Source organism: Pseudoalteromonas sp. SG43-4, assembly GCF_014164325.1.
Taxonomy (GTDB): Bacteria; Pseudomonadota; Gammaproteobacteria; order Enterobacterales; family Alteromonadaceae; genus Pseudoalteromonas; species Pseudoalteromonas distincta.
On record NZ_JACJFB010000018.1, the window covers coordinates 48554 to 61990 of the forward strand.

General features: G+C 39.9%; 10 protein-coding genes. 4 read left to right on the top strand and 6 right to left on the bottom strand.

What is annotated here, in order from left to right; translation table 11 throughout:
* Window positions 1–16: 16 nt before the first annotated feature.
* The 3 genes from carB to dapB all read right to left on the bottom strand — a co-directional run bounded on the left by carB (window position 17) and on the right by dapB (window position 5553).
* Window positions 17–3235 carry a carbamoyl-phosphate synthase large subunit gene (gene carB, locus H5160_RS16100; protein WP_039487473.1) on the bottom strand — a complete coding sequence of 1073 codons (3219 nt, stop codon included), beginning with the start codon at window positions 3233–3235 and terminating at the stop codon, window positions 17–19.
* A 16-nt stretch (window positions 3236–3251) separates the two neighbouring features.
* The gene (carA, locus tag H5160_RS16105) at window positions 3252–4388 is read right to left on the bottom strand and encodes a glutamine-hydrolyzing carbamoyl-phosphate synthase small subunit (protein ID WP_004335400.1); all 1137 of its coding nucleotides are present in this window, start codon (window positions 4386–4388) and stop codon (window positions 3252–3254) included.
* A gap of 361 nt (window positions 4389–4749) precedes the next feature.
* Complete coding sequence (gene dapB / locus H5160_RS16110; protein WP_182737980.1) at window positions 4750–5553, bottom strand: 4-hydroxy-tetrahydrodipicolinate reductase; 804 nt, start codon at window positions 5551–5553, stop codon at window positions 4750–4752.
* A gap of 354 nt (window positions 5554–5907) precedes the next feature.
* On the opposite strand from dapB, the gene H5160_RS16115 reads away from it, so the two are divergent.
* From H5160_RS16115 to H5160_RS16125, 3 genes are all read left to right on the top strand, one after another.
* On the top strand, window positions 5908–7221 hold the full coding sequence (locus tag H5160_RS16115; protein ID WP_182711679.1) for a Na+/H+ antiporter NhaC family protein: 1314 nt from the start codon (window positions 5908–5910) through the stop codon (window positions 7219–7221).
* Between the two features lie 132 nt (window positions 7222–7353).
* Window positions 7354–8142, top strand: coding sequence for a nucleoside-binding outer membrane protein (locus tag H5160_RS16120; protein ID WP_024597204.1), 789 nt, complete (start codon window positions 7354–7356; stop codon window positions 8140–8142).
* A gap of 198 nt (window positions 8143–8340) precedes the next feature.
* Complete coding sequence (locus H5160_RS16125; protein WP_182673508.1) at window positions 8341–9357, top strand: alpha/beta fold hydrolase; 1017 nt, start codon at window positions 8341–8343, stop codon at window positions 9355–9357.
* 111 nt (window positions 9358–9468) lie between these two features.
* Here H5160_RS16125 and H5160_RS16130 read toward each other — a convergent pair whose 3' ends face one another.
* On the bottom strand, window positions 9469–10266 hold the full coding sequence (locus tag H5160_RS16130; RefSeq protein ID WP_182737981.1) for a M48 family metallopeptidase: 798 nt from the start codon (window positions 10264–10266) through the stop codon (window positions 9469–9471).
* A 197-nt stretch (window positions 10267–10463) separates the two neighbouring features.
* Here H5160_RS16130 and H5160_RS16135 point away from each other — a divergent pair, with 197 nt between their 5' ends.
* Window positions 10464–11666: a Bcr/CflA family efflux MFS transporter gene (locus tag H5160_RS16135; protein ID WP_182737983.1), complete on the top strand. Its 1203-nt coding sequence runs from the start codon at window positions 10464–10466 to the stop codon at window positions 11664–11666.
* 34 nt (window positions 11667–11700) lie between these two features.
* On the opposite strand, the gene grpE is transcribed toward H5160_RS16135, so the two are convergent.
* Window positions 11701–12312: a nucleotide exchange factor GrpE gene (grpE, locus tag H5160_RS16140; protein WP_182737984.1), complete on the bottom strand. Its 612-nt coding sequence runs from the start codon at window positions 12310–12312 to the stop codon at window positions 11701–11703.
* Window positions 12313–12370: 58 nt separating this feature from the next.
* A complete protein-coding gene (locus H5160_RS16145) occupies window positions 12371–13336 on the bottom strand; it encodes an HrcA family transcriptional regulator (RefSeq protein ID WP_024604215.1) in 966 nt (321 codons plus the stop codon).
* Window positions 13337–13437 lie beyond the last annotated feature (101 nt).

Consider the following 13437-nt stretch of genomic DNA (forward strand, 5'->3'; position numbering starts at 1 on the left):
GCCTTGGCACATTTCCTTAGTTCAATCGCAGGTGTAGCTCTTGAACTGACGTTACTTTACTACGGTCATCTGCTTTGTTAGCAGTACAGTTAGCAAAAGCCGCGTTCAAGGTTGTCGTATAGTTGGTTTTATTTTGCAATGCACCACGACGCAACACCTTCGAATCTTCGATCGCTTGGCGACCTTCGGTGGTATTAACGATATAGCTGTACTCTTTATTCTTGATATAATCAAGAATATGCGGGCGGCCTTCATATACTTTGTTTACACGTCGTACTTCAATGCCAGCTTCTTCAAGAGCTTGTGCCGTGCCACCCGTTGCGTCAAGTTCAAAACCTAAGTCGGTCATAATCTTGGCTAATTCAACAATGCGTGGCTTATCGCTATTACGAACAGATAATAACGCGCGACCACCGCGTGGTAAAGTGTTGCTTGCACCTAATTGTGCTTTTGCGAATGCTTCGGCGAAAGTATCACCAACCCCCATCACTTCACCCGTTGAGCGCATCTCAGGGCCACGAATTGGATCCACACCCTGAAACTTAGCAAATGGTAAAACAACTTCTTTAACGCTGTAATAAGGAGGGATCACTTCTTTAGTAATACCTTGGCTTGCCAAAGACTGACCCGCCATACAACGAGCCGCCACTTTTGCAAGCGCTACACCGGTTGCTTTTGATACAAACGGTACAGTACGTGCGGCACGCGGGTTAACTTCAATTAAGTACACTTTGCCATCTTTTACAGCAAACTGTGTATTCATTAAGCCAACAACACCAAGCTCAAGCGCCATATCTGTTACTTGCTTGCGCATTACATCTTGCACTTCTTGCGATAAAGAATGTGCTGGTAATGAACATGCTGAGTCACCAGAGTGAACACCGGCTTGCTCAATGTGCTCCATGATACCGCCAATAATTACTTGCTCGCCGTCGCAAATTGCGTCAACGTCAACTTCAATTGCGTTATCTAAGAAACGGTCAAGTAATACAGGTGCTTCGTTTGATGCAGATACAGCTTCGGTCATGTAGCGACGTAAATCGTCTTCATCATATACAATTTCCATTGCACGACCACCTAGTACATACGATGGACGTACAACTAGTGGAAAACCAATTTCGACTGATTTAAGTAGTGCTTCTTCAGTTGAAGTTACTGTTGCATTTTCTGGCTGAAGTAAGTTCAAACGCTCAACAAGTTGTTGGAAACGTTCGCGGTCTTCTGCACGGTCAATCGCATCAGGTGAAGTACCAATTACTGGCACGCCATTCGCTTCAAGCTCACGTGCTAATTTAAGTGGTGTTTGACCACCGTACTGCACAATAACGCCTTTTGGCTTTTCAACACGTACGATTTCGAGTACGTCTTCAAGTGTAATTGGCTCAAAGTATAATCTATCAGATGTATCGTAATCGGTAGAAACCGTTTCAGGGTTACAGTTAACCATAATGGTTTCATAGCCGTCTTCGCGAAGCGCAAGCGAGGCATGTACACAACAGTAATCAAATTCAATACCTTGGCCGATACGGTTAGGACCGCCACCAATAACCATGATTTTGTCTTTATCTGTTGGGTTTGCTTCACACTCTTCATCGTAAGATGAGTACATGTAAGCTGTGTCTGAGCTAAATTCTGCGGCGCACGTATCAACACGCTTGTATACTGGCACGATGTTTAATAAGTGACGTTTTTTACGAATTTCAGCTTCAGATACACCAGCAATTTCAGCTATACGTGGATCTGCGAAACCTTTGCGTTTAAGTTTACGTAGGAAGTCGGCATTTAAACCAGCCATACCTACTTCACCAATTTTTGCTTCGTCTTTTAAAATATCTTCTATTTGTACTAAGAACCAGCGATTAACTTTAGTCAGCTCATAAACATCATCAACGCTCATACCATGGCGCATTGCATCGGCAATGTACCAGATACGCTCAGCACCTGGTTCGCGTAATTCGCGGATGATTTTTTCTTTCGCTTTAGGGTCATCAAGTGCAACTATTGGGTTAAAACCTGTTGCGCCCACTTCAAGACCACGTAATGCTTTGTGTAATGATTCTTGTTGGTTACGACCAATCGCCATTACTTCGCCAACTGATTTCATTTGCGTAGTTAAACGATCGTTAGCACCGGCAAATTTTTCAAAGTTAAAGCGAGGAATTTTTGTTACAACGTAATCGATTGAAGGCTCAAAAGATGCTGGAGTTTTACCGCCAGTAATATCGTTTTGAAGCTCGTCAAGCGTATAACCTACTGCTAGCTTTGCAGCAATTTTAGCAATTGGGAAACCCGTTGCTTTTGATGCAAGTGCAGATGAACGTGATACGCGTGGGTTCATCTCAATGATAACCATACGGCCATCTTCAGGATTAATACCAAACTGCACGTTAGAACCGCCAGTTTCTACACCAATTTCACGTAATACCGCCATAGAGGCGTTACGCATAATTTGGTATTCTTTGTCGGTTAGCGTTTGCGCTGGTGCGACGGTGATTGAATCGCCAGTGTGAACACCCATAGGGTCAAAATTTTCAATGGTACAAACAATAATACAGTTATCGTTTTTATCACGTACAACTTCTGTTTCGTACTCTTTCCAACCAATCAGTGATTCATCAATCAATAATTCGTTTGTTGGCGATAAGTCTAAACCACGTTCACAAATTTCTTCAAACTCTTCCATGTTGTAAGCAACACCGCCACCGGTGCCACCCATGGTGAAAGAAGGACGAATGATACATGGTAAGCCAATTCGGCTCATTGTATCTTTAGCTTCTTCCATTGAGTGAGCAATTTCAGCACGAGGACATTCAAGGCCAATGTTTTTCATTGCTACGTCAAAGCGTTCACGGTTTTCTGCTTTGTCGATTGCATCCGCCGTTGCGCCAATTAGCTCAACGCCGTGCTTAGCCAATACACCGTGCTTGTCTAAATCAAGTGCACAGTTTAATGCTGTTTGACCACCCATTGTAGGCAGTACTGCATCTGGCTTTTCTTTTTCAATAATTTTTTCTACCACTTCCCAGTGAATTGGTTCGATGTAGGTAGCATCGGCCATTTCAGGATCGGTCATGATAGTTGCAGGGTTTGAGTTAACTAATATAACTCTATAGCCTTCTTCTCTAAGTGCTTTACACGCTTGAGCACCAGAGTAGTCAAATTCACAAGCTTGACCAATTACAATTGGGCCTGCGCCTAAGATAAGAATGCTTTTTATGTCGGTACGTTTTGGCATTATTACTCCAGTTAAATTAGTGTTTACGCGCTTGCATCAAATCGATGAAGTGGTCAAATAATGGTGCTGCATCGTGTGGACCTGGACTTGCTTCAGGGTGACCCTGGAAGCTAAACGCAGGCTTATCAGTACGATGAATACCTTGAAGCGTTCCATCAAATAACGATTTATGCGTGGCACGAAGCGTACTTGGTAGGCTTGATTCTTGAGCTGCAAAACCATGGTTTTGAGCTGTGATCATAACTACATTACGGTCTAGGTCTTTAACTGGGTGGTTACCACCGTGGTGGCCAAATTTCATTTTTTCTGTTTTAGCACCTGAGGCAAGGGCTAATAACTGATGACCTAAACAGATACCAAAAATAGGTGTGTCGGTTTCTAAAAAGGCTTGAATGGCTTCAATAGCGTAAGTACATGGCTCAGGATCACCAGGGCCATTAGATAAGAAGATACCATCAGGGTTTAAAGCAAGTACGTCAGCGGCAGAAGTTTGCGCTGGTACTACTGTAAGTTTACAACCACGGTCTACAAGCATACGTAAAATATTACGTTTTACACCGAAGTCGTAGGCAACAACATGAAACTTTTCATCAGCAGCGTCAAGGGTTTTAAATCCTTCACCTAATGTCCAGCTTGATTCGCGCCACTCAAAATTTTCCTTGGTTGAGACAACTTTTGCTAAATCCATACCTTTTAAACCTGGGAAGGCTTGCGCGGCTTGTAACGCTTTATTTTCGTCTAGCTCGTCACCGGCAACAATACACCCGTTTTGTGCGCCTTTATCACGCAAAATTCGAGTTAGCTTTCTGGTGTCGATGTCCGCAATACCTAAAATATTACGTTCTTTTAAGTAATCATCTAACGATTGCTCGTTACGAAAGTTACTTGCTAGCAGTGGCAAATCACGGATCACTAGGCCTTTAGCCCAAATTTGATTCGCTTCTTCGTCTTCGCTGTTGGTACCCGTATTACCGATATGTGGGTACGTCAAAGTTACGATTTGTTCCGCGTATGATGGATCAGTCAAAATTTCTTGATAACCAGTCATAGACGTATTGAATACCACTTCACCGACTGACATGCCGTCAGCGCCGATTGCAGTACCGCGAAACACTGTGCCGTCTTCTAGGACTAACAGAGCGGATTTAGTCAAGTTAAACCTCCTAACAGTAAAAAACGGGAGTAAGCAATTGCTTAACACCCCGCCAATACCCAGAGGGATCGTCAAAACCAGATTTTTGTGAGCTTAAATTGTTTTACGCAGTCTTAAATGATGCAGATGTAAAGCATTCAACCTTCAATCATTTTTCTTGCCTAAAACTATTTTCATTCCCACTGAAACCCTGGATTTACTAGCCACTTGGGTATAATTGGAAACACGCATTTAGTAATTTTTGGCAAATTGGCTGCATATTACATGAAGTTGCTATTTAGGTCTAACATTATTTGGTTAATTGTTACAAATAAGTCACTGTAGGTGAAATTAGACCCAAACAGTTAAAATAGTAACTAAACTACTTAAGATCTAGCACATCTTGCATATCATAAAGTCCAGCAGGTTTGTTTTTTAACCAGCTTGCAGCCCTTATAGCACCTAGAGCGAACGTCATTCTCGAACTTGCTTTATGTGTTAATTCAAGCCTTTCGCCCATTGTAGCGAAGTATGCGGTATGTTCACCTACTATATCGCCCCCTCTTAGGACAGAATAACCAATCTCATTTTGAGATTTCGCTGTTTCTACTTGGCTTCGGTCATATACCGCAACCTCGTCGTGATCCCAGCCTTTCGCTTGCGCGATTGACTCACCTATTGCCAGTGCAGTACCTGATGGTGCATCTATTTTATGACGGTGATGCGCTTCAAATATTTCGATATCTAAATCGTCACCAAATTTAGTCGCTGCAGTTTGCACAAGGTTAAGTAATACATTGACACCTACGCTGTAATTTCGTGCAAATACAATAGGGATATGTTTAGCGGCATCGTGTAATAGCGCCATATCATCATTTGTTAAACCTGTTGTGCCAATTACCATAGGAATTTTTTGCGCAACAGCTGTTTTTAAATGGTTTTTCATACCCGCTGGCAGCGTAAAGTCGATTAAAACATCTACATTATCTATTGTACTTTCGTCGCTAAAGCTAACACTGTTATCGGCTGCGCTATTTACTTGATTTACATTAATGCCCAATAGCGATGAACCACTACGAACATATGCGCCTGTAAGTTGTGTTTGCTCTTTAATTGTCGCGGCTTCTAATAGGGCTAAGCCCATTCTGCCGTTAGCACCAAAAACACCTATTCGATTTGTAGTCATGGTTTTTACCTAATTTTATTTGAATCCGTTTATTAGCTATATATCCGGACATTGCAAAATACGCAGGTGGGTATTTTTATGCAGTTGGATAAATATTAATCGCTGAAAATCGCGTTGCTTTATAGATATTATCTAAAAGTCATGCAATAGTCAGGTGACCTTTTAATTTAATAATAATAACAATACCAGTTTACTTTAGCCATCTATACATTTAAACTTCTCTTTCGCGTCGATTTGGTCTTTGGCTTGCGGACGCTGCGGCTAACAACTTTTTAAAATAAAAAGTTGTACTGCTAAATTCAGCTAAAAGAGGAGTTTTGGCTGTGATAAATTTTACTGGTTATGAGGATTATGATGCAGCCATCATTTAATAAAAACAAAGCAATACTTTCTTTACTTCCCCTACTTACCTTTGTAGCGCTATTTTTAGGCTCAGGTTTGTATTTGCAATCGCAAGGGGTTGATTATGCTTTTTACCAACTACCTGCACCTGTTGCTATATTGCCCGCTATTATGCTTGCGTTTATTTTAAATAAAGGCACGGTAAACCAATGTGTAGAGACCTTTATTAAAGGTGCCGGACACAACAATATTATTACCATGTGTTTAATCTACTTACTTGCAGGTGCTTTTTCGGCTGTGGCAAGTGCAACCGGTGGTGTAGATGCGGTAGTAAATGCAGGCTTATCGCTTATTCCACCTTCGTTATTGCTCCCTGGTTTGTTTTTAATTGCGGCCGTTGTTTCTACTGCAATGGGAACGTCAATGGGTACGATTGGCGCCATTGGCCCTATCGCTTATGCGGTATCAATTAAAACGGGTATAGATCCAGCATTAATGGCCGGTACGATTGTATCTGGCGCTATGTTTGGCGATAACTTATCTATTATTTCAGACACCACTATTGCAGCTACGCGCACGCAGGGCTGTGAAATGAAAGACAAGTTTAAAGAAAATCTTAAAATTGCAGTCCCTGCAGCCATTCTAACTATCGCCCTGTTGTTTTATTTAACACCTGCTGCACAAGTAGTTGAAACTAAAGATTATGATATTTGGTTGGTACTTCCTTATGCCTTTATTTTAGTGTTAGCAGTTGCTGGCTTGAACGTATTTGTAGTGTTGTTTAGCGGTATTATTTTTGCCGCATTAATGGGCTTTACCGGTAGTTACGAAGGCGCAAGCTTTGTAAAAGACATTTACAAAGGCTTTACTGATATGCAGGAAATATTTTTACTTTCTATGTTTATTGGCGGCTTATCTGAATTTATTCGTATTAACGGTGGTCTTGATTACATTGCTCAAAAAATTCAAGCGATTACTAAAATCATTGCAAAATGGCACCGTAAAGTGGCAGATCAATTAGGTATCGCTGCGTTAGTTTTAACAAGTAATGTATGTATTGCTAATAACACAGTGTCTATTATTGTCGCGGGTCCTATTGCTAAAAAGCTAGCAGATGACGGTGAAATAAGCTCTAAACGCTCTGCCAGTTTACTTGATATATTTGCCTGTGTAACACAGGGTTCATTGCCATACGGTGCCCAAGCATTGTTATTAGGTGCTACGTTTAAAATTAGCCCGTGGGAAGTATCAACGTCTTCTTATTACTGTTTTATTTTAGCATTTACAGCCATTGCAGTTATTTGCTTACGCCGCAATAAAGCATAATTTAAACACCGACACTATGTTGCAGCTTAATAAGTAAGCTGCAACATATGTTAAAATAATACTCTACATATCAATCACTTTTGCTATAATGCGCGCCTTCGCGTGTCACTAAAATTATAGTTAAATACAGATATGAAATTTAAAAAATTACTTCCTCTCGTTACTTTTACATCAATTGCTTTATCGTCTTCTGCTTTTGCGGCTAATTGGAGCAGCACAGCACTACATATTAATAATGGCGACCAAAAAAACCCATTCACTGAGCAAGAGTCAAACACCACTGTTTACTCGGTTCAACATGCATCGGGTTACGATTACGGCGATAACTTCTTTTTTATCGATTACAGTAAAGACGATACCGATGATGGTTACCAAGATGCTGATTTTTATGGTGAGTGGTATTCAACGGTAAGCTTATCGGCCATTAGCGGCGAAAAAATTGGCGCAGGCGCATTATTAGATGTGGGCCTTACCGGTGGTATTAACGTTGCTGGCGACGCTAAAGTAATGAAATACTTGCCTGGTGTTAAATTAAGCTGGGATGTACCTGGGTTTAACTTTTTTCAAACGCTATTCACAGCTTACATTGACGATAGTGAAGGTGTAGCAAAAGGCGGGGCTCCTATTGAAACAAATAGCTGGATGCTTGATGTTGCCTTTGAATACCCTTTCACTATTGGCTCACAAAAATTTAGCTTTAAAGGCCACGCTGAATACATTGCAGAGCGTGAAGATGAATTTGGTAACGATGTAGAGGCGTGGATACTCGCACAGCCTATTTTAGTATGGGATATGGGCCACGCTCTTCAAATGAAAGAAAACACACTACTGTTGGGTATGGAATTACAATACTGGCACAATAAACTAGGTACTGAAGTCACTGAGTCAGTGCCACAAATCCATATTGAGTGGACGTTTTAAGCTTTAACGATACTCGTTTTACCCTACATTAATAAGCGAAGCTCTATTTTAGCTTCGCTTTTTTCATCTCCAAATTAAACAACGTTGAGCATGACAAAGCCTCAATTGAATAGTACTTAATGTTTGGTTACTATAATGAATTATTCTGAGTTTTATATATTAGAGCTCATATTATTTGTCCTTAATTGGAGTAACCAAATGTCGTCGATTAAAGTTATTTGCTTTTCTACTTTATTGTTATTAACAAACAATGCATTAGCGAGCACAACGCAAGATACCTCTTCACTTTCTTATGATGCACTTTTAAGCAGTTATCAGTACGACTTTAAAGTAAATTACTTTAACATTGAGTCACAAAAACAGTCCCTTAAAATGGCGTATATTTACTTAAAGCCTACCAAATCCGACATGCCTACAGTGACGCTTATGCACGGCAAAAATTTTAATGCAGATTACTGGACTACCACTGCGCAATACCTGCAATCTTTAGGCTACGGCGTATTAATTCCTGATCAAATTGGTTTTGGAAAATCATCTAAACCAACTAATTACCAGTATTCATTTGCGGCTCTTGCTCATCATACTCATGCGTTAATGGACTCACTTAATATAAAAGAGTCAATTGTATTAGGGCACTCTATGGGTGGGATGCTAGCGAGTCGTTTTGCATTAATGTACCCAAACACAACAAGTAAATTAATTTTACTTAACCCTATTGGGCTTGAAAACTACCTGCAGTATGTTGATTACAAAGATACAAATTTTTTCTATAAAAACGAATTTTCAAAAACACCAGAAGGCGTAAGAAAATACCAACAGAAAAATTACTACGATGGTAAGTGGAATGCCACATATTCAGCCTTAACCGACTTTATAACAGGGCAAATACAAGGCCCGGATAAAGAACAAATGGCATGGGTAAATGCAAAAACATACGATATGATTTTCACTCAACCTGTAATAACCGAATTTAAAGATTTAGCAGTACCGGTTAAATTAATTATTGGTACACGCGATAGAACCGGCCCTGGCCGTAACTGGAAAAAAGACGGTGTTGATTACGAGCTTGGTCGATATGATAAATTAGGCAAACACGCTGCAACACTTATCCCTGACGCACAATTATTTGAACTGGATAATTTAGGGCACCTGCCGCACATTGAAGATTTCGAACGCTTTAAAAATGTATTTAAACAAGCACTTGCTGCTGAATAACCACGCTTAAAAACTAAAATAAAACCCCTGTAGGTAAAATACTTACAGGGGTTTTATTTTAATTACGCATTAATACTAAACGTACACTACTTCAGATAGTAAAGCGCTTAACTACAGTGTGCATTGTGGGTTTTTACCCTGTGCTTTAGCAGTGCTTTGCTCGCTAAGTGCTTTACTCATTTGCGCTTGTAGATTTTTAATACGGTTACTTGGCGCTGGGTGAGTAGATAAAAACTCAGGGGTTGTACCGCTGCCCGCTGCACTCATATTTTCCCAAAGTGTAACCGACTCTTGTGGATTAAACCCCGCCTGTGCCATTAAATCCAGACCTATAGTATCGGCTTCTGATTCGTGAGAGCGGCTAAATGGTAAAACAACTCCATATTGTGCGCCCAAACCTAAGCCTTGCATAATTTCGTTACGGTATTGAATATTACCCATTTCAAGTGCTGCACTACCAAGTTGCATACCTGTATCTAAAATAGAGCTTTGTGAAACACGTTCATTTGAATGTTCAGCAATTACGTGGCCTACTTCATGCCCTAGTACTGTTGCTAGTTGATCTTGATTCGTCGCTATTTTTAATAAGCCCGTATGAACCCCGATGTAACCACCAGGGAGTGCAAAGGCGTTAGCAGATTCATCTTCAAATACAACCACTTCCCAATTTTGCGACGCGTATTCTTTTGGTAATACAGCCACTACTTTTTCAGCAATGCAATTTACATATGCATTTGTTTTTGCATCTTTATTAATTGGTTGGCTTTTTTTCATATCTGCAAAACTAGCTGTGCCCATTTCACTCATTTGTTGATCTGAGTAAAGCGCTATTTGAGTGCGCCCTGTTGGTGACGTTTTACAACCGACTAAAACTGCTGTCGCTAATACTGCAAGTACTAGTTTTTTCATGATAATTCTCTTAAGTAATGAATTTTTTATTGCTTGTAGAATAGCAAACACAGTACCAATTTAAAATATTTGCTTTATATACCTTTATATTAAAAAGATGCGATGAGACGATAAACTTAGCAGGCAAACTAAGTTTATCCAAATACAATGCCCTGTTACACTATAGCCCTTGTTTTTAGTGATTGTTGAGTTTACACATGGACGCCTCAGCCTCGTCTTTTAATACCCGTATTTTATTGCCTTTATTAGCCAGTATCGTAGCGATTACTCCATTGGCGATTGATATGTATTTGCCCGCCATGCTGGTAATTGCAAACGATTTACACACTAATATGCCAAATGTACAAATATCGTTGAGTATTTACTTAGCGGGTTATTCATTAGGTATGTTATTTTTTGGCCCTATTGCCGATCAAATTGGCCGTCGTAAGCTCGCACGTATTGGCTTAACCCTATTTGGCGCAAGCTCACTTGCACTGGCATTTACCACCGAAATCCATGCATTTTGGACTCTTAGAGCAGTGCAAGCATTTACGGGAGCTGCAGCAACCGTAGTCGTACCGGGTATTATTCGCCATATTTATCAGCAAAATACAGCTAAGGGAATGTCGTATGTGTCGATGATCATGATGGTAGCACCGTTAGTAGCCCCCTCTGTTGGTTCGTTTATTTTAGGGTTCTCTGTTTGGTCGAGCATATTTTTAGTACTTGCTGGTTATAGCTTTTTAATATTAGCGTTTGTACAAGTGTATTTAATAGATATACCTATTCATACAAATGAAAAAAAGGGCCTTGCTCTGTTTTTTGATAGCTATAAGACAGTACTCAGTAATAAAGACGCACGTGCGGATATACTCAGTTCTATGTTTGTATCGTTTGGATTTTTTTGCTTTTTGACCTCAGTACCATTTATTTATTTAGATTTATATGAGGTTTCAGAACAATTATTTGGTGTGCTATTTGCGTTTAATGTAATGGCGCTTATGTTTGGTAACTTTTTAAATACGCGAATTGTACCAAGGCTGGGCTCTCGAAAAATGCTCTATATTGGGCTTGTATGTGGATTTGTATCGGGGCTTTCGCTGTTAACATTTAGCTTATTGCACTTATCACTTTATTATATTGTGGCTGCTATTGCGCCATTAATGATGAGTTTAGGTGTCACTGCCAGTAATGCTGATTCGCTAATATTAATGAAATTTGAAAGAAACACAGGTACGGCAACGGCCGTAATTGGCACACTTCGTTTTGGTAGTGGTGCATTAGTTGGCCCGCTACTTGCCATTATGCATGCAGAAAGCGCAGTGCCATTTTCAAGTTTAATGTTTAGCGCCGTGTTACTCACTATGCTCGTGCAGTTAATTCACTATAAAAAAGACAAAAAAAATGCCTCAATATGAGGCATTTTTATCAAAGCTAATAATCTTAAATTAATTAAGCATCAGCAGCTTTAGAAACCATAACCATCGCAGGGCGTAATAAACGACCATTCAATGTGTAACCTTTTTGCATAACAGCAAGCACTGTATTAGGTGTTACATCGTTACTTGGCTGAATTGACATTGCTTGATGAAAATCTGGATTAAACTGCTCTCCTTGTGGGTTTACAATTTCAACACCAAATTTAGAAACAGCGTCATTAAAGCTCTTAACCGTCATATCGATACCTTCAAGTAACGGCTTTAAAGTCTCATTTTCTTTATCAGAAAACTCAATAGCACGCTCAAGATTATCAATTACAGGTAGTAATTCGTTAGCAAATTTTTCTAGTGCAAACTTATGCGCTTTTTCTACATCTTGTGCTGCACGACGACGAATGTTGTCTACGTCTGCTGCAGCACGAACAACACCATCTTTTTGATCAGCAATAGTTTGTTTAGCAGCTTCAAGCTCTGCATATAGCATAGCTATTTCTGCTTCAGGGCTTTGCTCTTCTTCTGCATGTTGATCAGCGGCTTCTACTGCTGCTTCTACATCAGCCTGCATTTTAGAAATTTCTTCGTTTAATTCTACTTCTTGCTCAGGGTTTTGTGTCTGCTCAGACATAAAATACGTGCTCCAATTCTTTACAACTGCGGTAATTATGGGGATTGAATAAAAAGATTCAAGAGTTAGATGCCTCAATTAATTTAAATTCTCGAATTATTTCTTCGATTTGCGCTGATTTAGGGCAAATTATACAAAAGCGGCTTTGGTATTCTTGATTTTGAAAGTACGGCACGCTTATTACGATCAATTCATCACACTCAGTAAAAGGCAATTTTTCGCTATTAAGTACCGATACACCGTTTTTAAAAGCGAGTTTATCTTCTACATAATTTAAAAACGAAACACCAATATTTAAACTTTGCTCACAATCGATTTGTTTATAGAGGTAATTTTCGCCAACTACAATACTATTATCTGAGCCTAATTTTTGACTTAGCTGTCGCGTCCATTGATTAAGCGAATCATGACAATTTCGAGGCGCTGTATTTGCCATCGCCTGCATACGATACAGACCCTCCATAAGAGTTTGTTGGCTAAATACGGTATTCAACCATGTTGCAAACTGATAACGAACAGAATCTGACGAATCATGAGGTTTATCAATACAAATGTTGTGGCTCTGCCCAGCCCTGTCTATTAATAGAATAAGCCAGTCGGTAGAATCAAAATCAAGCACCTCTACTCTAAACACTTGCTGCGAGCTGACTTGTGGTAAACCAACACAACAACATATTTGGTATTTTTGGCTCAAACCATGTGCTAGTTCAACGAGTTGTGATTGCTCTGGTTGCCAATAATTAGCAATGTCAGCGAGTGGAAAAAACTCGTCAAACCAATAATCAAACCCTTCATTTGTGGGCACTCGTCCTGCGGATGTATGAGGTGAGTACAATAAGCCCACTTTTTCTAAGCGAGCCATAGCATTACGAACTGTAGCCGAACACACTGCCATGCCTTTGAGCTTGGCAATTTTTGTTGATGGAACAGGCAAGCCTTCACCATTACAGTACATGTTCATAACAGCTGAAAAAATTTGCTGATCTCGTGAGTTTAGTTTCATGGTATCTACATCTTGTTGCATGAAAGAGATATCGGGGCGTTTAGTTGTTTTTCAAGTCGTGCAGTTAACTGACTGCGAATAAAATTGAAGGTTTATAATATTGCTATAATCTGTATTTTCAA